General features: G+C 39.7%; 18 protein-coding genes. 8 read left to right on the top strand and 10 right to left on the bottom strand.

Annotated features, from left to right (window positions below):
* Positions 1-92: 92 nt before the first annotated feature.
* From LXF01_RS10755 to hrpA, 4 genes are all read right to left on the bottom strand, one after another.
* A complete protein-coding gene (locus LXF01_RS10755; RefSeq protein WP_233944310.1) occupies positions 93-2,108 on the bottom strand; it encodes a hypothetical protein in 2,016 nt (671 codons plus the stop codon).
* A gap of 213 nt (positions 2,109-2,321) precedes the next feature.
* Positions 2,322-3,089 carry a 1-acyl-sn-glycerol-3-phosphate acyltransferase gene (locus LXF01_RS10760; protein WP_180023932.1) on the bottom strand — a complete coding sequence of 256 codons (768 nt, stop codon included), beginning with the start codon at positions 3,087-3,089 and terminating at the stop codon, positions 2,322-2,324.
* Positions 3,090-3,100: 11 nt separating this feature from the next.
* Positions 3,101-4,216, bottom strand: coding sequence for a beta-ketoacyl-ACP synthase III (locus tag LXF01_RS10765; RefSeq protein ID WP_078189024.1), 1,116 nt, complete (start codon positions 4,214-4,216; stop codon positions 3,101-3,103).
* 30 nt (positions 4,217-4,246) lie between these two features.
* Positions 4,247-8,134 (bottom strand): ATP-dependent RNA helicase HrpA, encoded by a 3,888-nt coding sequence (gene hrpA, locus LXF01_RS10770; RefSeq protein ID WP_442781370.1) that lies wholly within the window; start codon positions 8,132-8,134, stop codon positions 4,247-4,249.
* A gap of 1,332 nt (positions 8,135-9,466) precedes the next feature.
* Here hrpA and ahpC point away from each other — a divergent pair.
* From ahpC to LXF01_RS10785, 3 genes are all read left to right on the top strand, one after another.
* Positions 9,467-10,030 (top strand): alkyl hydroperoxide reductase subunit C, encoded by a 564-nt coding sequence (gene ahpC / locus LXF01_RS10775; RefSeq protein WP_078193727.1) that lies wholly within the window; start codon positions 9,467-9,469, stop codon positions 10,028-10,030.
* 290 nt (positions 10,031-10,320) lie between these two features.
* Complete coding sequence (locus LXF01_RS10780; RefSeq protein WP_233944312.1) at positions 10,321-10,797, top strand: hypothetical protein; 477 nt, start codon at positions 10,321-10,323, stop codon at positions 10,795-10,797.
* Between the two features lie 218 nt (positions 10,798-11,015).
* Positions 11,016-11,222, top strand: a complete 207-nt coding sequence (locus LXF01_RS10785) for a KTSC domain-containing protein (protein ID WP_078189026.1) — start codon at positions 11,016-11,018, stop codon at positions 11,220-11,222.
* Between the two features lie 86 nt (positions 11,223-11,308).
* On the opposite strand, the gene LXF01_RS10790 is transcribed toward LXF01_RS10785, so the two are convergent.
* Together LXF01_RS10790 and LXF01_RS10795 are read right to left on the bottom strand one after the other, a co-directional pair.
* Positions 11,309-11,902 carry an O-methyltransferase gene (locus LXF01_RS10790; protein WP_233944313.1) on the bottom strand — a complete coding sequence of 198 codons (594 nt, stop codon included), beginning with the start codon at positions 11,900-11,902 and terminating at the stop codon, positions 11,309-11,311.
* 57 nt (positions 11,903-11,959) lie between these two features.
* Positions 11,960-12,178: a DUF1653 domain-containing protein gene (locus LXF01_RS10795; protein ID WP_233944314.1), complete on the bottom strand. Its 219-nt coding sequence runs from the start codon at positions 12,176-12,178 to the stop codon at positions 11,960-11,962.
* 283 nt (positions 12,179-12,461) lie between these two features.
* Between LXF01_RS10795 and ahpF the strand changes: the two genes are divergently transcribed.
* From ahpF to LXF01_RS10810, 3 genes are all read left to right on the top strand, one after another.
* The gene (ahpF, locus tag LXF01_RS10800) at positions 12,462-14,027 is read left to right on the top strand and encodes an alkyl hydroperoxide reductase subunit F (protein WP_233944315.1); all 1,566 of its coding nucleotides are present in this window, start codon (positions 12,462-12,464) and stop codon (positions 14,025-14,027) included.
* A gap of 266 nt (positions 14,028-14,293) precedes the next feature.
* Entirely contained in the window at positions 14,294-14,536 is a 243-nt protein-coding gene (locus LXF01_RS10805) for a hypothetical protein (RefSeq protein WP_078192893.1), read from the top strand.
* A 238-nt stretch (positions 14,537-14,774) separates the two neighbouring features.
* A complete protein-coding gene (locus LXF01_RS10810) occupies positions 14,775-14,969 on the top strand; it encodes a hypothetical protein (protein ID WP_111885752.1) in 195 nt (64 codons plus the stop codon).
* A gap of 71 nt (positions 14,970-15,040) precedes the next feature.
* Here LXF01_RS10810 and LXF01_RS10815 read toward each other — a convergent pair whose 3' ends face one another.
* Together LXF01_RS10815 and LXF01_RS10820 are read right to left on the bottom strand one after the other, a co-directional pair.
* Complete coding sequence (locus LXF01_RS10815) at positions 15,041-15,685, bottom strand: LysE family transporter (protein ID WP_233944316.1); 645 nt, start codon at positions 15,683-15,685, stop codon at positions 15,041-15,043.
* Positions 15,686-15,830: 145 nt separating this feature from the next.
* Positions 15,831-16,403, bottom strand: coding sequence for an FxsA family protein (locus LXF01_RS10820; RefSeq protein ID WP_078192890.1), 573 nt, complete (start codon positions 16,401-16,403; stop codon positions 15,831-15,833).
* A 132-nt stretch (positions 16,404-16,535) separates the two neighbouring features.
* Here LXF01_RS10820 and ruvC point away from each other — a divergent pair, with 132 nt between their 5' ends.
* Positions 16,536-17,081, top strand: coding sequence for a crossover junction endodeoxyribonuclease RuvC (gene ruvC / locus LXF01_RS10825; RefSeq protein WP_078189034.1), 546 nt, complete (start codon positions 16,536-16,538; stop codon positions 17,079-17,081).
* A gap of 71 nt (positions 17,082-17,152) precedes the next feature.
* Here the strand turns inward: ruvC and LXF01_RS10830 are convergent, their stop codons facing one another.
* Both LXF01_RS10830 and LXF01_RS10835 read right to left on the bottom strand, forming a co-directional pair.
* Positions 17,153-17,428, bottom strand: coding sequence for an acylphosphatase (locus LXF01_RS10830; RefSeq protein WP_180007390.1), 276 nt, complete (start codon positions 17,426-17,428; stop codon positions 17,153-17,155).
* A gap of 1 nt (position 17,429) precedes the next feature.
* Positions 17,430-18,917, bottom strand: coding sequence for an NAD(P)H-hydrate dehydratase (locus LXF01_RS10835; protein WP_233944317.1), 1,488 nt, complete (start codon positions 18,915-18,917; stop codon positions 17,430-17,432).
* A 20-nt stretch (positions 18,918-18,937) separates the two neighbouring features.
* Between LXF01_RS10835 and queG the strand changes: the two genes are divergently transcribed.
* On the top strand, positions 18,938-20,032 hold the full coding sequence (queG, locus tag LXF01_RS10840; RefSeq protein ID WP_078193286.1) for a tRNA epoxyqueuosine(34) reductase QueG: 1,095 nt from the start codon (positions 18,938-18,940) through the stop codon (positions 20,030-20,032).
* Positions 20,033-20,276: the final 244 nt, after the last annotated feature.

Below are 20,276 nucleotides of genomic sequence, written 5' to 3' on the forward strand. Positions count from 1 at the left end.
CCTATACCGTAAAAGAACGGCTATAGCCTAACGATTTTTGACTCAAAAGTTAAGCGCACAACACAGTTTACTAAATCCGTATTTTGCCAATCTTACTTTAAGCTATTGAACCTATTTAAAAATTCTTTGGCGATATTTACTTTTTCTATTTCTGCTTGCGTATTATTTGAATACTCGAGTTGATCAAAAACCAAAATGTGGTTTTGCACATGACAGCCCAAAGTCATCGATACATGCAAAATGGGATGGTACATATGAAAAGCTACATATACTCTTGCAATGATACTGGCGCTATAACTTGATGCCAAACAATGTTTAAATTGAATAGATTCATCAATAATTCGATCGATGGTTTTTAATTCTTCAAAGACCCACTCTTGAAAATAGATTTTGTCTTCTGTTGTAAATGGCTGCCAAACCGTTGTCGCAAATTGACGCTTTAATTGAGTTAACACTTCCTGCTTTTGTTGCTTTGCATGCCAATGTACCGCCTGATGAAAGACCCCATTCCACGTGATATTTTTAGGCACTGCATGACCTGTAGAATAAGTCGCACTGACATAATCACGCACATAGGCATCAAATACAGATACTCTTAAATTAGCATGCTTTAAATAAAATAAATTTCGAAAATCCTGCAGTTGAATTTTATGCTGTCGTAACATACTTAAAAACTGGCGATTTTCTTGGGTTTCTGGACGGATATAATCCATCAAAGCCTGCGGTAAATGCTGCGTACAACGTAATAAATGCTGCAGATAGGCCTGCATAATACGGCTCAAAGGCAAATAGACTTTTTTTATGGCCTGATCCTCCGCGCCTAATACCTGTCGCATTAAGATCAACCACTCATCTAAATACAAAATCGATGGGCTGATCACTACACGATGGTCATCATGCTGCTGATATTTTCGCTGTAAAACAAACTGTAGATTTTTTTCATGATTAAACCAATCATGTTCATGCGCAATCGTATGGCAATTTTGAATAAATAAGCGCGCTGCAACAAATTGGAAATGTTGTAGTGTTGCAAGAATCAATGCGGGATGCATTTGCTGTGTATCGACAAAACTTAATGCCGTCACAGTCACTCGTACATTACTGTGTTGAAAATTACGACTCAGCCAATCCAATACTTCGGCTGACTGCTTGAACATCCATCGCACTGCACGATTGTTATCGAGTAAAGGGAGTTTTCCACATTTTTTTTGCCAAATAGCTGTGGCTTGCACAAAATTGCTATGGCTTAATATGTCCTGCTCTGCCCAAACATCCCGATGCATTAAACGAATAAAACCCAGCAAATTGGGACGCTCATATGCATGGTCGAGCAACAAAATAATATCTTCTATATGTTCATTTAATTCTTGTAAATTGAACCGATCTTCATAGCTCAAACTCATGATCCTGTAAATCGTTGGATCTAAAAATTGTGCTGTAGCAAAACAAATCTCGTCCAAACTATCCATCAAGACCTGTATCGGCAATATTTCAGCTTCTGTAAGTGAGTTGAGTGCGAACATCTGCTCAATCTTTTGCATCAACCAATGTGGTAGACAGATTTGGCATTCGATATAGGTTTGTAATAGCGGTGTCTGATAAATCTGCTGCTCTTGCATCAACTGATCAAAAATTTGCGCTTCAACTGCTGTCATCTGTACTAAAAACTGTTGAACACGCGCTGGCCCATTTAGATGTTGAAAAATCGACTGTAAGATCAATTGTCTAAATTGCTGTGCTTTTTCTCTGAGCAAGAGTGAATGTTGCGGCTTTAGGTCGCCAGTAAAAAAATACAATTCATGAAATAAGAAATCTTCTATTGCTTCAATACAAGGCACTGTCGAATGCAATTCAGCAATTTTGATGGGTCTAAATGGACTTCTAGGAAACTGATAGCCAATCGATTCACGGCTTTGTAGCTGTAAGGTCCACAGCCCATTACACAGTTGAATACGGTGCTGCTCTTGCTCAATTTTAAAGATATTTTGTGAATTGAGTGCTGTAGCAAGTTCCATTTGCTCTTGATACAACTGCTTTAAACTTGGAGATATTCGAATAAGTTGCCGAGCAATATGCTCAAGCTGCGGGGTCAAGCTTTTCTTTTCCATCTTCCGCCCTAACGATCGTTGATTATTTTTCAACCTTCACTATAGTCAAAGTTTAATGCTCCGACTACTGCCATTAATCAGCCAAATAGCTGTACAAAAGGTCAATACAAAGGCGTTCAATAAAAAAATCTAAAAGCTATTGTTGTGACAAAATTCACCATGATTTTGAGCTGTGACGGACAAAAAATGAATGAAGTTTAAGAGTAGTCACTATTATTGATCTGTAGAATGTTGTTCTGAACGGATTTTCTTAAGCTGTTCTATCGCAGTGTAAATATCTTGTTGTAGTGCCTCTCGATAGAGCTTTAAATCCTCCACACTCTGAATATGACTCAAACTTTGACGGGGTAAAAATTGAAAATAGAATGGAATGCGCTTGGGGATAATCCGTTTGGGTAAAGACGGAATCACATCACCATGACGTAATAATTTATCGAGTTTTTGTATTTTTAATAGTTGTTTAAACCAACGATGTTCAACAATCACACTGGCATCAAAACCCAGTTCAAAGACTTCATCTCCACCTAAAGCGGCAAAAGGCACGATATCATAATTAAATTCTTGCGCCAGTTTTAAAAAGCCATAACGTTGCTTCCAAATCAGTTGATAGGCTTCGCCTTTTCGCTTCAAAACCTCTCGACCACCACCGGGAAAAACTAAAATGGAATAACCTTGTTGCATCACTGTTCTGACATAGTCCTGAATACCTTGGACTGCACCGAACTTTTTGACCATGCCACGCCAACCAGGCAAATAAAAATGGCTATGATCAGCAATACTGACCACAGCCACTTTATGTTCATTGTAGAGATAATCAATAATCAACGGTGAATCGAGTACACCGTAAATTGTATGATTCCCTACATACATTGCAGGTTTAGATGCATCGATGTATTCAGCGCCTAAAAATGTTGGCGTGAAATACATGCGGGATAAAGCGCTTAAACGCTTTATCCATTTTGCATCATGTTCAACCTGCAAATGTGCTGACCTTAGGCAGCATCATGTTTTTGAACAAGTACAGAACCTACTGAGTAGCCTGCACCAAATGAGCAAAGCACACCGTATTCGCCATGGTTTACTTCATTTGCTGTACGGTGCAAAGCAATAATAACACCTGCTGATGAAGTATTGGCAAATTCATCAAGAATGATTGGCACAAGGTCTGGCTGAGCATGTTCTTTACCCACAACCAGTTTCAGAATCAATTCATTCATGCTGGCATTCGCTTGGTGTAACCAGAAGCGTTTTACATCTGTTGCCGCAATTTTATTGTCATCCAATTGCTTAGTGATCATTTTCGCCACTAATGGACACACTTCTTTAAATACTTTACGACCGTCTTGACGGAAACGGTTGTTGTCGATGTCAGCATCGACTTCACTCATATTTAAGTAACCGAAGTTGTTACGAATGTTGTTTGAGAACTGGGTAAACAGGTCAATATCCAACACTTCAAAACCAGCTTTGGTTTCAGTTTCTTCAATGATCGAAGCCGTTGCAACGTCACCAAAGATGAAGTGGCAGTCACGCATGCGGAAATCCGTATGACCAGATGTGATCTCAACGTTCACCAATAACACGCGACGAGCGCCTGATTTGATCGCGTCATAGGCTTGTTTGATACCAAAAGTTGCAGCTGAACATGCAACGTTCATGTCATATGCATAGCCCTGAATACCCAATGCAGTTTGGATCTCAATCGCTACAGCAGGATAAGCACGTTGAATATTTGAACAAGACAAAATCACTACATCGATGTCTTCTGCAGTCACTCCTGCATTTTCCATCGCTTGTTTAGCCGCAGCAACACCCCATTCCGCTTGTAGCGAAATTTCATCATTTGGACGTTCATGTAGCACTGGGCGTAAACGTTTTGGATCTAAAATACCGCTTTTTTCAGCAACATAACGTGCTTTCACGCCAGATGCTTTTTCGATAAATTCTGCACTTGAACCACGGCGTGCTTCTAGTTCACCGGCTTCAATTTTTTCAGCATTATCACTGTTGTACTGTTCCACATAAGCATTTAAAGCTTCAACTAACTCTTCGTTAGTAATTACGTCTTCTGGATGATAAAGACCTGTACCCGTAATGCGGATGCCCATGTAAAACTCCTTTTAGAAATTACCTATATCTTAACTGATTCCGAGCTTATCCCATACTTTTTGCAAGCGGGATGGAGAAATTGGCATCTTGGTCTTCATTGGTTGAGAGAAAATAGAGATGCGTAACTCCTCAACCATGAAATACAATTCTTTAAGGCGAGTGTCATTTTTAAACTTAAATAATTTTTCCATCCATGGGTCAACTTGATCAATGGCAGAATTGTCCCTTTGTAGGTTATTTGGCAAGCGGTCTAAACGCAAGACTAATGCCTTCAAATATCTTGGAAATTCGAGCCACACATCGGAAGTTTTGCCATAAACGAAATCTGAAAGTTGCATCAAATCGAGTTGATCTTCAATGTCATCAATGTTCTTTCCAAACACAGAATCATCTAAAACCAACAATTTCCGACGTATATCCTGCCATTGAATATAGGTTTCAGTTAAAACGGCTAATGCTTGTTGCCCATGGGTTAAGAAAGATTTCTTTACATTTAAAATCAGGTTTTGGTACTCCTGCACATTGACAGGTAGCTCATTTATTGCAAGCTGAAGTGTGGCATAAACTAACATTTGCTCTAGTTTGGCTTTGTCACCTAGCGGTGAATAAGCCAATGCCAAGGGTTTAGAAATCTGTTTTTTCAACTGACGAACTAAATCCCCCAACTGCATATGAACCAAACGAATGATCCCTTCGCGGTGTTGTTTGACTGCTTCAAATTGGTCATTGAAGGTCTGAATCACCACACCCGATTCATCTTTGGCATCCAAATCTGCAAAGCCTTTGACTGGAACAAGCGCTTGATATTGTTTCACCACCACACCCGTGACTTTTTGTGATGCTTCGAACACAAAATTATCAGGGAAGGTTTTAAACTCACCTTTTAACTGTTTGACTGGGCTATGAGTTTCCGTACGACAGCGTGCTTTGAGTTCATCTAGATCACGACCTTGCTCAATCACACGGCCTTTTTCATCAATGACTTTGATTAAAGGCAGCAGATATTGCTCAACGCGTTCCCAAGAAAAGTCTTTGTCTGTGATTTGCTCACCACGCAGTTGGTATGCCAAGAAACTAAAAATATGCTCGCGCAAATGCATGGCATCGACACGATCCATTAATTTACGAGCCGTATCAGGTATTGGCACCAAGTGACGGCGTTTATCCTTAGGCAGTGCTTTAAGCAAGGCTTCAATCAGGTCTTGTCGCCAACCGGGTATGCCCCATGACCAAATATTTTCATCCACTTGCGGCAAAGCTGGAACTGGAATTTTGACCGTTGCACCATCTTCATCATGACTTGGGTCAAAACGATAACTTGCAGCCAAACGCAGTTCACCATTGCGTAGGTAGTCTGGAAATTGCTGGGTCGTTGGACGGTCATTCATCCAAAGCGAATCATCATCGATAAATAAATGCCGTGGATTTTGCGGTTCTACCGTTGCACGCCAGTCTTCAAAACTACGACGACTTGCCACCTCTTCAGGCACTTTAGCAGCATAGAACTGGTAGATGGTTTCCTCATCCACCACCAAATCACGACGACGCAGTTTATCTTCAACACGCTCAACTTCTTCGAGTTTTAATAAATTGTGTTTTAAGAACGGCGGCGTAATACCCAAATGTCCCGTCGTCAACGCATCGCGTAGAAAAATTTCATGCGCCGCAGGATGATCCACTTTTTCATAATTAATCTGACGGCGTGGCTCAATAATTAAACCAAACAAAGAAATTTGATCATAAGCATTCACCACACCAGATTTTTTGGACCAATGAGGTTCAAAATAATGATGCTTCAATAAATCGCCTGCAGCCAATAGAATCCATTCAGGTTCAATTTTCGCCAACGTACGAAGATATACCTGAGAGGTTTCAACCATCTCAAAAGCCATCACCCATGGTGTATTGGTTTTATGCAAGGTTGATGCAGGGAAAATACGTGCCTTTTGCTGACGTACTGCCATAAACACGTTGCGTTCATCGGTTTTGTTGGCAATAAATGAAAGTAAACCCGTTAATAACGCACGGTGCAGATTTTCATAATTGGCCTTCTTTTCATTAAAGGACAGTTTTAAGCCCTGAGCCAAATCCACCAATTGCTCATGGGTTTTTTTCCACTCACGGAGGCGTAACCAACTGAGGAAATGATTGCGTGCAAATGTACGACGCTTATTTTCACTCATGTCACGGTTAGCAACCAAAGCTTCCCATAACTTGATATAAAACAAGAAATCTGAGTCAGCTTCACGGAACAAAGCATGTTTCTGATCGGCCTGCATTTGTTTATCCGCAGGACGTTCACGTGGATCTTGTACCGCTAAAGCAGCGACAATAATCAAGACTTCATTTAATACGCCAAAATGCGCTCCACCCAAAATCATCCGTGCAAGACGTGGGTCGATCGGCATTTTCGCCATTTGCTGACCAATTTTGGTTAAAGCACCATTTTTATTATTCGCATGTTTTGTGCCTTGTTTTGCTAGGTTTTCCGAAGCAACTTGCGGTGCATACGCCGATTTTTCTTTTAAAGCACCTAATTCAATTAACAGCTTACGACCATCATTCACCAAACGATGATCTGGCGGCTCAATAAAATCGAAGTCTTCTAATTCACCAAAGCCCAAACTTTGCATTTGCAAAATAACCGAGGCCAAGTTGGTTCGTTTAATCTCCGGTTCTGTAAATTCAGGACGACTCATAAAGTCTTCTTCTGAATACAGTCGAATACACACACCCGGTGCAATACGACCACAACGACCTTTACGCTGATTTGCTGCCGCCTGTGATACAGCCTCAATTGGTAGACGCTGTACACGTGAGCGATAGTTATAACGGGATATCCGTGCAAAGCCACTATCAATTACATAGCGAATATTTGGCACAGTTAAGGCAGTTTCTGCCACGTTGGTGGCAATAATAATCCGTCGCCCACCGCCTGATGGATTAAAGATCTTTTGCTGTTCTGACAAAGCTAATCGAGCATAGAGAGGCAAAACTTCGGTATGTTTTGGCCCAAACTTTTGCAGTGTTTCTTGTAATTCTCTAATTTCTTGTTCAGTGCTGGCAAAAATCAAAATGTCGGCATGTTCAGGATGACCTTTTTTCTGTGCATCTTGAAAACATTCTTCTACAGCTGAAACCACGGCACGAGGTAAATTTTCTTCAAAATCGTCAAATTCATCATCATCACTACCGACAATGCTCAGCTCTGAAATTGGACGATAACGCAATTCTACAGGGAAGCTTCGACCTTCCACTTCAAAAATAGGTGCCCCATTAAAGTAATTCGAGAAGCGATTTACGTCTAATGTCGCGGAAGTAATAATAACTTTGAGATCTTTACGACGTGGCAAGAGCTGTTTGAGATAGCCCATAATGAAGTCGATATTCAGCGAACGTTCATGCGCTTCATCGATAATAATCGTGTCATATTTATTTAAGAATCGGTCATTGGCCAGTTCAGCCAATAAAATACCATCGGTCATTAACCGAACGATGGAATCTTGTGAACCTTGTTCATTGAAACGAACTTTAAAGGAGATCGACTCCCCCAGCTTTTCGCCCACTTCTTCTGCAATACGTTGCGAAACACTACGCGCTGCTAGTCGACGGGGTTGAGTATGGCCAATCAAACCCGTTAAACCACGACCTGCAAGCATGGCAATTTGAGGCAACTGTGTGGTTTTACCCGAACCCGTTTCACCTGCCACAATAATCACTTGATGCTTTTGAATAGCTTCAATTAGTTTGTCCGCATACTGCGTAACAGGTAAGTCTTGATTTAATTTAATATTGGGAATGCAGGCAATCCGTTCGCGCACTTTCGCATTCGACTTTTCAAACAAATCTTGAAATTTTTCAGGATTGGCTTCTTTGCCTTTTTTCAGCCGACTTAAGCGATGGCGATCACGAACCATGACCAATTGATCGACATTTAACTGACTTGGCACAGATGCATTATCCTAATAATTAAAATAGAACCGAATATTTTACGCTGTATGTAAAAATAGTGAAAGATGAATCTATTTTTTGCGTGCCTGAAACCAATAGATGAAGCCGAACAGAATAAAATGATAAAAAACTAAAATTGCGGCCAATAACCGATAATTGCCACATGCTTCTATACTGTCATGTAATAGCTGATAAAATGACACTGTATAGAATATACTCAATGGCACAATTAAAAACATCAATAAAGTGAAAGTGATGATCAAGAAATGATGAACAGATTTTGCTAAGCACAAAAAAATTGAAAATAAAATGCAAATCAACGCAATAAAAATAAATAAAAGAGGTTCATCCGATGAAGAACTATTCATTTCAGCATAATAATTAATTTGATTCGGGCTAGCACCTTGAAATGAAAGCACATTCTTGATTCATCCAGTACAGAATAATAAAGCCACATGCTGACTAGAATAGGCAACTCAAGCCAATCCATTTGAAAGCTTTATACATTAGTTTCAGTGCCATAGAAAATGTAAACGAAACTAAAAACAATAAATATGCTCTGCCCGATCACCCATGCGAACAACCAACCATTATGACAATAAACAATACTGTCATAGATAATTTTTGAAATTGAAGCAGTTTCTATCATTAAAATGATGATGAATTGAAAAATCGCATATAGCCATAATATAACCACATACCAAGCACGTCTAAATGATAGCAACAGTGGGAAAAAAAAGAAGATTCCAACGATTCCCATGGTACTCAATAGCATAGGATCATCTGATGAAGTTCCTAATAGTTCATTAAAATAGGTCGCTTTTTGAGGTTGCAAGTATTCATAGATACATAAATTTGTACCTGTGTCTTCAACTTTAAGAATACATAGTGATGCAAATGCAAGACTAAGAATGGCAATGATACGAAAAATTGACTGAGCACCTGATCAAATCTGGAATCATTTTTTGTTCATGCCATCTTATATGAACAAATTCTATAATTTGAAATATTTTTTATAACTTTTTTAGAGATCACCCTTGAAATCTTATGCCACAAGCACCATGTTGGTTACAGACTTTAAAAAGATGATTTTGTCATTTTACTTTCAACTTTATATGGCATTGATATGGCTTATATCGAATGAAATAATGATAAATAATCGTTATTGCTGAAATAGTTCTGGAGTGTACTAATTCGGATTTTCCGATATTAGTTATGTAAAAATACTATTTCAGCAATAAGCAAAATTTCTGTACCCTATTGGAAATCAAAAACAAACCTCAATCATGGAGACAATGATGAGCTTAATTAATACTGAAGTTAAACCGTTTAAAGCACAAGCATTCCAAAATGGTCAATTCATCGAAGTAACTGAAGCTGATCTTAAAGGTAAATGGTCTGTTGTATTCTTCTACCCAGCTGACTTCACTTTCGTTTGCCCAACTGAACTTGGTGACCTTGCTGACAACTATGCAGAATTCCAAAAACTAGGTGTTGAAATCTACTCAGTTTCTACTGACACTCATTTCACTCACAAAGCTTGGCACGATTCTTCAGAAGAAATCAAAAAAATCCAATACGTAATGGTTGGTGATGCGAACTGGACTCTTGCTAAAAACTTTGACGTATTAATCGAAGCTGACGGTCTTGCTGATCGTGGTACTTTCGTTATCGATCCAGAAGGTAAAATCCAAATCGTTGAAATCAACGCTGGTGGTATCGGTCGTGATGCTCAAGAACTTCTTCGTAAAGTTAAAGCAGCTCAATACGTACACGCTCACCCAGGCGAAGTTTGCCCAGCTAAATGGAAAGAAGGCGACGCAACTCTTGCTCCTTCAATCGACCTAGTTGGTAAAATCTAATCTGTATTAGATTGAACTGATTCAAAAACCACGCTTTTAGCGTGGTTTTTTATGCCTATTATCTGCGAGTATATACCTCTATACACCCTACGCAGTTCACACTTTATTCATACAACTTTAACGTACTAGCACTTTCTACATATCTGTAGATATTCATCAAGTTAGAGCTTACACAAATATAATAAAAATGCGCCGCAAACCCGATTGTCTAGGCTTACATCTTTGCCAGTATTTCAGTATTTTTAACATGAATTTTAGGTCAATTGCTTATTTCAGGAAGATGTAAGCCCATGAAAAAATATTTCGTCTCAATCAGTTTAATTTTATGTTCGTTTACAACTTTTGCTGCCATGAACTGCGAAGGTGAAATTAAAAACCAAAGTATTCGTGAAGATATTAAAGTCAAAAAAAATTGTCAGCTTGAAGGTTTAATTGTTCATGGCAATGTTATTTTAGAAAATGGTGCAAGTGTTGAACTGCATGACAACCACATCAAAGGCAATATTGAATCGAATAAAAACTTTACCAAGATCATTGCCAATCATAACAATATCAGTGGCAATGTCGATTTTACAACTGGGAAAAACATCCAACTCATCAATAACCAAATTTCAGGCGACCTCAAATTAAAGAAAAATAATGGCAATATTGTTCTAAATAATAATGAAATCGCAGGTAATTTGATTTGTCTTGAAAATGCTTTTTCAATTAATGGCAGCAACAACCAAGTCAAAGGCAATAAATCAGAACAATGCCGTAGTTTTTAACTCCCCCGACATCAAAAAGTGAGAATGACGCTTATGGCATTTCTCTGAACTGGCATTATTTTTATCAAATTAGTTGATAACGAAATGAAAAAAATATGAGATAAAACATTATTTTTTAACAATTCTGCAATACTCCACGCCCCGAATTTATCTTAATTTCAAAAGAGATAAACCTTTAACTGCAGTATGACTATAACAACGCAATAAGGGGGTGGCTTATGACAACAACTGTGGTAACTTCTTGGAAATACAGTTCTTCTTCACGTTACTTAAAAATATTTTATGCGAATGGCTCTGGGGACCTATTTTATCCAGTTTCACCTTTTATTTATGATAATTTACTTCGATGTAGTGATAAAACGGCATTTGTCCACAAATATTTAGAATATGATCTACATTTTTCACGCGTAAGCTTACAGGGTTAAACCGCTACGAGCTTGGTGCTATAGCAACAATATTTTTATTAATTAAAAAACATTTTCAATCAAATCAGGGCTGAATGCCCTGATTTCTAGTTGCGCCAAGTCACCATAAAGAGCCCTGCGCCCACATTTAATATCGTATTGATAAAACGGTCATCCGCTTCAACACGTTGGATAAATTCAGCGACCTCATTGGCATGTGACAGCACATTATCCACGATTAACACGCCACTTTGAACTTGTATCAATTCAGCTAAATATGGCCAATACGCGATATACGCATCACGTTCTGCATCCAATAAAATGAAGTCATAACGCTGATTTAACTGCTGTAAAAAATGCAGCGCATCGCCATGATGAAATTCAATGTATTCGGATAAAGCTAAATTTTCCGCATGCTGTTTAGCTTGTTCGATACGCGCTGCATCAATTTCAATGGTTTCGACTCGCCCTTGTGTAGACTGGGCAGCATCTGCCAACCACAGCGTGGAATAGCCTGTAGATGTTCCAATTTCCAAGATCTGTTTGGCTTGTTTTAAGCGAATTTGCATAGCCAAAAACTGTGCAGACTCAGGCTCAATATTTCGGTAACGCGCAAGTCGGTGATTTTGCGCAGCATCGTGAGCACTAAAGTCTGCATAGAGTTGTTGCATATAGTTTTTAAAATTTGCATCCATGCTCATGATTCTGTCCTTTTGTTATTTCTTTCATATTTAAAGATTAAAGTACTAAATATCTGCTCAGTGGGTTTCTTGGATCAGTTTAAAACGTGGAATTACTTCACCATCAATTTCAACGGTTTCCATAAACATCTCTAAGGGTCTGACCCACATTGAATAGTCGTCATACAAGCACTGATAGACCACAACTTTTTCACGCGTTTCACTATGTGTTGCAACATGAAAAACTTGATACAACTGACCTTTATAATGCTGATAAATTCCCTGTTTAATCTGCATGCCATTTCCCTAAAAAGTTCTCAATACAATAGCGTTGACTCTAACATTCTCTCGCTCAAAGCGCGATGAATTCGTTTATTTTTCCACTATTTAACTTGTATTTCTCGATAATGGCCCAATATTGACTGCATTCACATCGGTATATTCTTATGATTTAGAAAGAAATTTAATCAATTGATTTGTAAAACCGATTAATTTTATAAAAACAAACCGTTTCACCTATTTAATGGTTTGTTCTATCATTCTCCCATCAAATAAATTTACTCCTCTGGAGACGTTAGCAATGTTAGATCAAAATACTTCTGCTCAATTAAAAACCTTACTTGAACGCCTTGAAGGCCCGATTGAAATCGTCGCGACTTTAAACGGCACGGACAAATCAGACAAAATTAAAGAATTGGTGACTGAAGTTGCCGCTTTATCTGATTTAGTGACTGCACGTTTTGACGGTAACAACAGCCGTGCGCCAAGCTTTGGTATTGCAAAAGCAGGTGAAACTCCACGCGTATTCTTCGCAGGTCTACCAATGGGCCACGAGTTCACGTCTTTGATCTTGGCATTGTTACAAACCTCTGGTTATGCACCGAAAGTCTCTGACGAAGTACTGAACACCATCAAAGGTCTAGGTCTTAAAACTGACTTTGATGTGTTTGTTTCTCTAAGCTGCCATAACTGTCCTGACGTGGTTCAAGCCTTGAACCTGATTGCGATCTACAACCCAGGCACAACTGCAACCATGATTGATGGTGCTTTCTTCCAAGACGAAGTGGAAGAACGCAAAATCATGGCTGTACCGATGGTATTCCAAGACGGCAATCACATCGGTCAAGGTCGTATGACTTTGGAAGAAATCATTGCCAAATTAGACACCAACTCTGCCGCAAAAGATGCTGAAAAGCTAAATGCCAAAGACGCCTTTGATGTCCTTGTGATTGGTGGTGGCCCTGCGGGTAATACCTCAGCAATCTATGCTGCACGTAAAGGCATTAAAACCGGTATCGTGGCTGAACGCATGGGCGGTCAGGTCATGGATACCATGGACATCGAAAACTTCACGTCGATTCAAAAGACTCAAGGTCCTAAGTTTGCTGCTGAAATGGAAGCACATGTACGTGAGTACGGTGTGGACATCATGAACTTGCAACGTGTATCTGACATCAAAGGTGCAGATGAAACAGCCAATGGCTTGGTTGAAGTGACTTTAGAGAATGGTGCAAAACTTGAATCTAAAACAGTGATTCTTTCAACAGGTGCACGCTGGAGAGAAATGAACGTTCCGGGTGAACAAGAATACCGTACTCGTGGTGTTGCATACTGTCCACACTGTGACGGTCCATTGTTTAAAGGTAAACGTGTTGCAGTGATCGGTGGTGGTAACTCAGGTGTCGAAGCGGCGATTGACCTTGCAGGTATTGTGGAACATGTAACGCTAGTTGAGTTTGATACTAAGCTTCGTGCTGACCAAGTCCTTCAAGACAAGTTAAACAGCTTACCGAATACCACTGTGATCATGAATGCATTGTCTACAGAAGTGGTCGGTGATGGTTCACAAGTGACTGCATTGAACTACAAAGACCGTGCAACTGATGAAATCAAAACGATTGAATTGGCTGGTATCTTTGTACAAATCGGTTTGTTACCAAACACTGATTTCTTAAAAGAAACAGCAGTTGAACTTTCAAACCGTGGTGAGATCGTAATTAACGAGCGTAACGAAACCAATGTAAAAGGTGTATTTGCTGCAGGTGACTGTACAACAGTACCGTACAAACAAATCATCATTGCGACAGGTGAAGGCGCGAAAGCATCATTGTCTGCTTTTGATTACATCATCCGTTCTGGTCAATAATTCAGTTTAAACAGAACAGCAAAAGCCAGTTTTCGAACTGGCTTTTTTTATGACTGAAAATTCATCTCTTGTTTCATTTATAAATTATTAATAAAACAAATATTTAACTCTCTGACGCTTTTCACTTACACAATAATGAGCAAAACAAACCGTTTAAAACTTGTACAGCAGCTTATTTGCACATTAAGATAAAACAATCATCACGGATTGATGGTTGACAATAACAACAAGAATGTTGGTCAAATTCGACTAAATGGAGAATAGCAATGCACTATCAATATCACTGTGCTTGTTGCAATAAAGTATTGGCTTCAAGCGATAAAGAATGTTCCGAATGTGGCTCGCATAATATCCGTAGCCCATATGGCTTTTGGATATTTTGCATACTCAGTTGTTTGGCTGTTGCCATTCTATTTAAGAGTGTTCAAGTGTATTTGCAACAGCACGATACTGAAGCGACAACCCAACTCAACATCTTTGAAGTACTCAAGCAAGATGGTAAAAATTAAGCTTTTTTTACAACAGCCAAATACAGCCCTATGAACAAGCTGGCAATGTGTAAAATTTTAGCTAAGCTGAATTTAAGCACCGTTATCGGGTCGCGTTAAAGTCATTCAAAGAGATAAGTTAAAATGATGAAAGCCTGAATGATTTCAGGCTTTTTTATGCGCTAGCATCGCCCTGCTCACTTATCTTCACGAGGAAAATTCTTTAAACTATGGCAATAGCAATGAGGTTCTATAGACGATGGTGCAGTTAATCAAAAAAGGCGGTTTGCGTGAACGCGCCAATCGTAGCCGATCATACAAAGGCTCTGAAAATACCGAAACTACCCTCAAGCCGAACCGTTATCGTGATCATGCTGAAACTACCGATGTTGCACAAGATCCATCAAATACAGCACCATCCAAAGACCAAGATCAAACCAATCCAGAGCAATAAAATTAGCACATAAAAAAGCCAAGTTCTAATACTTGGCTTTTGCTTTACTGACAGCAATTTATTCGCTGCTCTTATAGATTGAACATTCTAATTGCGTCGAACCACAGCCAAATCGCAAAAATTAAAAATAACGCCCCTGAGACCAGATCAATATAACTACCCGAACGTTGGTAGAGTGCTTTAATTTTAGGCAAAGACATAATCATCATAAACAGACTAAACACAATAAAAGTTTGAATCGGAATGATGACAGCAAGCTGTGCTTTTAGGTTACTACTGGCTGATGAACTCAACGCCAGTGAGAACACACTACTAAAATAGATCAGTGTTTTCGGATTGGCTAAATTCGTAAATAAACCTAATAAGAAATAATTTTCAGTATTCTGCTGACTTAAGGCCTGCCCATCTTCTAAATTGGCTGTTTGATTTAAACTTTTTAGCCCGCCACTAAACATCGCCCAACCCATTTTCGCCAAGAAAAATCCACCAACAGCCATTAAAACTTGTTGTATCCATGGAAATTGCTCAACCAGAACCGTAAAGCCCAATAAGGTTAAAACGACCCACACCACAATCCCGACAGAGATCCCCGCAATAATTTTTAAGGTATTTGCACGCGTTGTTGATGCTGCACTTTTAGCAATTAATAATACATCTGGACCGGGACTCAACTGCGCAACAAAATGAAGCGCACAGATGGTGAATAACAGTGACATGCAAGCTGATTCATTTGAATTAAAACGTGAAGATTATATCGCTTGTTCAATTTTTTTGTTGGCAACACAAGGTTTATTTTTAGGCCGTATCAAAATTTACGCAAAAAAAAGCCGAATACACATTCGGCCTTTCATACTGAGTTAATTATTTTTTATTGACATCTTTCAGTTCAATTTGTTTCGCATCTGGCGTCACTTCACGAGCTTCACCATCAATAACGGATGAATCACGACCTGATTGCTGATTTTGCATATCTTGCATTTGACGCATCATATCTGCAAATGGGTTCTGACCTTGAGCACCGCCCATGCCTCCCATATCGCCCATCATGCCACCCATCATTTTTTCCATCATGGCTTGCTGACGCTTCATCATTGTTTTCATCATGACTGCTTTCATGGCATTTTGTACAGGTGGAATCAAAATAAGTAATGCCATAATATCTGAGATTAGACCCGGTAACAGCAATAAGAAACCAGCCAAAATTTTTGGTAAATTTCCAGTTAAAGCTGGATCATTACTCATTTGACCTGCTTGCATTTGCTGCATTTGAGGCATCAGACCTGATGAATATTTACGGATAATATTCATCCCTATAAAGAAGGCCGCCACGAACCAGAAAAAGACATACCACATGCTGCCGACGAGGTCGCCCACACCGATCCAGACAAACACTTCCAGGATCAAGCCTGCTAAAATCAGAAGAAATAATTTCATGAAAATTAAACAAATCTCAGTAAATTAATTTAAGGTGTTGCGTTCAACTGCTCAATCACTATCAAGCTTTTTTGAAACGCTTATGTAACAATATGGGCATATTTTTATTTTTAAAGGGCAAATAGGGCAAACATGTCATTAATTATCGGTATTGACCCTGGGTCGCGCTTAACTGGTTACGGCATCATCGAAAAGGATGGTTCTAAACTACGTTTTGTCGATGCTGGCACCATTCGTACCGAAACGACAGAAATGCCTGAACGCTTAAAACGTATTTTTGCTGGTATTGATCGCATCGTAAAGTTTCACGGGCCTACTGAAGCTGCGGTTGAACAAGTCTTTATGGCTCAAAACCCTGACTCAGCCCTAAAACTAGGTCAAGCACGTGGCGCTGCTATTGCTGCTTTAACCAATTTAGATTTACAAGTCGCTGAATATACTGCGCGGCAAATCAAACAATCTGTAGTCGGCTATGGTGCTGCAGATAAAGAACAAGTCCAAATGATGGTTATGCGCATTCTGAACCTAAGCATCAAACCCCAGCAGGATGCAGCCGATGCTTTGGCTGCCGCAATTTGTCATGCGCATGCGTCTGGTAGTATGAGTAAAATGGCTGTACTGAATGCCTTAGGTGGTATGGCTCGTGGCCGAAGCCGTGTAAGCACTCGACGTCGGTAAATAAATCGTCAATTCATATAGATCAGTAGTTCAGACAGTTTTCAAAAGCCCACTCAATCTAGTGATCAAATTTAGCGAATCATTTTAAAACCGCTATAGTCTAATTCATGCATTGGAATTTCTTGCTGATCGATTTTAGTCACGTCTGCTCGTAAAGGCCCCACCAGACTGTGTTTCAGTATTTTATGAATGGCATCTTCAGTTCCAATAATAAGCGCTTCAACTTCGCCCGTCGCTAGATTTTTCACATAGCCATTTAAACCAAGTGCAACCGCTTGCTGTTCAAACCAACGACGATAACCAACACCCTGAACTTTACCTTGAATTCGCAATTTAACCGCATGCATTTTAGTCTTCAACTCCTGAATGATTGACCACATGATAAACCGCTTGGGCCATATCCTGCGCTTGCAAACCACGCATCCCCGGCTTCGCCAATACATCACCTGCTAAAGCATGCAGACTTACGATTTCGTGCAGATGAATTTGCTGATGGAATTGTGCTTTTAAACTTGCAATCATCCCTGCAAGCACATCTCCCATACCGCCTGTACCCATTCCTGCATTACCTGCGGCGCAAATCCAAAGTTGATCTTCGAGTATTAAGCTGCCTGCCCCTTTAAGCACCCATTGACCTTGAAATTTTTCTTTTAAATACTGAATTGCTTGTATACGATCTGCTTCAACTTCAGCAGTAGTAATACCCAGTAATTTCGCAGCTTCGCCCGGATGTGGCGTTGCGTAGGTTTGTGCATTCAATTTTTCAGGTGTTTCAGCTAGAAACCACAAGGCATCGGCATCCAAAACAATTTCCAAGGTTGACTGTTGAATCAATGGAAACCATGACTGAAACTGCTGTTGTGCCCAATCGTCACGACCAAGCCCCATGCCAAAGCTAATCGCATCAACATGATCGATCAGTTGCTGAATCGCTTCTGTATTTAAAGCATTGATATCGCGTAGCATAATATTCGGTGCGCGCGCCAAAATAGCGGTGTGATGTCGTGCATCACAAACAACCGTAACCTTACCTGCACCTGCATGGAATGCAGCCTCAGCAGCCATAATCACCGCCCCACCCATTTCAGCATGGCCACCAACAACCAAAACATGGCCATAACTGCCTTTATGACCAAAAGCTTGACGTGCAGGTAAAGTGATTTTCTGTGGCGACAAATACGCAAGTGGCGCTAGTTCTGCATCAGTCGGTATACATGCCATCACCACAACTTCACCTGCATATTCCTTTGCTTGGCCTGTAAATAGCCCTGCTTTTAGACCCAATGCAGTAAAGGTATAATCGGCTTGAAATGCGATGGGTAAAGGCTGCCCTGTATTGGCATGTAAACCGCTTGGAATATCAATCGCAACTTTGAGTCCCGTGCATGCATTTAATCGTTGAATAATGGCTTGCCATTCGCTAGAAAGTTCACGATTGAGCCCTATACCAAATAATGCATCGATATAAACGTCATAGTCACGCTGAAAATCAAAATGTGTATAGATCTTGAGCTTGTGATCTATCGCTTCTTGTACAGCAGAATGTAAATCTTTCGATGCTCCAATTTCAGCGGCGTAAATATCGACTTGAAAGCCTGCTTGCTGTAGGTATTGCGCTGTAAGATATCCATCACCTGCGTTGTTGCCCTGCCCACAACATACTGCAATATTATTTAAATTTTGCTGCTTTAACATTGGAATGAGTTGCTGAGCAATCGACCATGCGACCTGCTGCATCAGACCATAACTGCTATTGTGCTGAGCAAACCAACGCTGCTCCCAAGCTTGAATACTTTGGCTAAGATAAACAGGGCTATGGTAAACTTGCAGACGCATTGTTTTTCCTTGTTATGATTATGGCCGCTTCAACTCCTGCACAAAAAATTCCTGTCGATCAATATGATCCAGAAACCCTAAAAGCATGGATTAAAGCACAAGCCTTAAATTTAGGTTTTTCTGATTGTGTCATCGCAAAGCCAGATGCTCAAGAGGAACTCCCTCGTTTTAAAGAATATTTAGAACGTGGTTATCATGGCGATATGAAATTCCTAGAGGAAAACCTTGAAAAACGTGCCAATCCTGCACTTTTAGTCCCCGGCACCCGCAGTATCATTTGTGTCCGCATGGATTATTTGGTCGAAACCCCAAAACCACGTTATGTTCCTGATGAGCCAAACTCAGCCATCATTGCACGCTATGCACGAGGTCGTGACTACCACAAAGTCATGCGTGGTCGTTTAAAAACCTTGTCGAATATCATCCGTGAAAAAATCGGAGATTTTGAATCTAGACCCTTTGCCGACTCTGCACCAGTGTTTGAAAAATCCTTAGCTGAAAATGCAGGCATGGGCTGGACAGGCAAACACACCTTACTGATCCATAAAAAATCAGGCTCATTTTTTGTATTAGGTGAGCTGTTTACATCACTCGATTTGCCTTTTGATTCGCCGGCAACCAAACATTGTGGTTCATGCACAGCCTGTATTGATATCTGTCCAACTCAGGCCATCGTTGAGCCCTATATGTTAGATGCACGTAAATGCATTGCCTACTTAACCATCGAATACAAAGGCATCATTCCTGAAGAATTACGCCGTGGCATTGGTAACCGTGTGTTTGGCTGTGATGACTGTCAACTTATCTGTCCATGGAATAGCTTTGCGCATAAAACTCAAATTGAGGACTTTTATCCACGTCATGGCCTCGACCAAGTGAGTTTATTAGATCTTTGGCAATGGGATGAAGCCACTTTTTTAAGCTGTACTGAAGGCAGTCCTATCCGACGAACAGGCTATCAAAGCTTTATGCGAAATATCGCGATAGGCTTAGGCAATGCACCATACAGTTCAAATATTGTTCAATCATTAAAAAATTCTCGCGAAAAACATGACGCGATTGTGCAAGTTCATATTGATTGGGCAATTGCAGAACAAAACTCAAAAATGCTTTAAAGACTTTTATTCTCTATTTTCCAGATCCTTACTAAGTTTTCATTTAAGCTAAAACTTAGTGACGTAATCCAAGAAAATTAATTTTTTAGCTCAAAATAAACATTGCAGCGATTGTGCTGTCATTTAGCATAACTTTGTAAGTATCTTAAATATCAAAAGTTCTTTGAAAAAGTCATTTCAATGTATTTTAGCTAAATTTCAATGTTACAAAATAGTCTTGGAAGTCTGCAAATTTTACGTATGA

The organism is Acinetobacter sp. SH20PTE14 (assembly GCF_021391555.1).
Lineage (GTDB): Bacteria > Pseudomonadota > Gammaproteobacteria > Pseudomonadales > Moraxellaceae > Acinetobacter > Acinetobacter amyesii.

Coding starts and splice junctions, on each gene's coding strand:
- LXF01_RS10755 (WP_233944310.1), bottom strand. CDS start 2,108: ATGGAAAAGAAAAGCTTGACCCCGCAGCTTGAGCATATTGCTCGGCAA.
- LXF01_RS10765 (WP_078189024.1), bottom strand. CDS start 4,216: ATGGGCATCCGCATTACGGGTACAGGTCTTTATCATCCAGAAGACGTA.
- hrpA (WP_442781370.1), bottom strand. CDS start 8,134: ATGGTTCGTGATCGCCATCGCTTAAGTCGGCTGAAAAAAGGCAAAGAA.
- ahpC (WP_078193727.1), top strand. CDS start 9,467: ATGAGCTTAATTAATACTGAAGTTAAACCGTTTAAAGCACAAGCATTC.
- LXF01_RS10780 (WP_233944312.1), top strand. CDS start 10,321: ATGAAAAAATATTTCGTCTCAATCAGTTTAATTTTATGTTCGTTTACA.
- LXF01_RS10785 (WP_078189026.1), top strand. CDS start 11,016: ATGACAACAACTGTGGTAACTTCTTGGAAATACAGTTCTTCTTCACGT.
- LXF01_RS10790 (WP_233944313.1), bottom strand. CDS start 11,902: ATGAGCATGGATGCAAATTTTAAAAACTATATGCAACAACTCTATGCA.
- LXF01_RS10795 (WP_233944314.1), bottom strand. CDS start 12,178: ATGCAGATTAAACAGGGAATTTATCAGCATTATAAAGGTCAGTTGTAT.
- ahpF (WP_233944315.1), top strand. CDS start 12,462: ATGTTAGATCAAAATACTTCTGCTCAATTAAAAACCTTACTTGAACGC.
- LXF01_RS10805 (WP_078192893.1), top strand. CDS start 14,294: ATGCACTATCAATATCACTGTGCTTGTTGCAATAAAGTATTGGCTTCA.
- LXF01_RS10810 (WP_111885752.1), top strand. CDS start 14,775: ATGGTGCAGTTAATCAAAAAAGGCGGTTTGCGTGAACGCGCCAATCGT.
- LXF01_RS10815 (WP_233944316.1), bottom strand. CDS start 15,685: ATGTCACTGTTATTCACCATCTGTGCGCTTCATTTTGTTGCGCAGTTG.
- LXF01_RS10820 (WP_078192890.1), bottom strand. CDS start 16,403: ATGAAATTATTTCTTCTGATTTTAGCAGGCTTGATCCTGGAAGTGTTT.
- ruvC (WP_078189034.1), top strand. CDS start 16,536: ATGTCATTAATTATCGGTATTGACCCTGGGTCGCGCTTAACTGGTTAC.
- LXF01_RS10830 (WP_180007390.1), bottom strand. CDS start 17,428: ATGCATGCGGTTAAATTGCGAATTCAAGGTAAAGTTCAGGGTGTTGGT.
- LXF01_RS10835 (WP_233944317.1), bottom strand. CDS start 18,917: ATGCGTCTGCAAGTTTACCATAGCCCTGTTTATCTTAGCCAAAGTATT.
- queG (WP_078193286.1), top strand. CDS start 18,938: ATGGCCGCTTCAACTCCTGCACAAAAAATTCCTGTCGATCAATATGAT.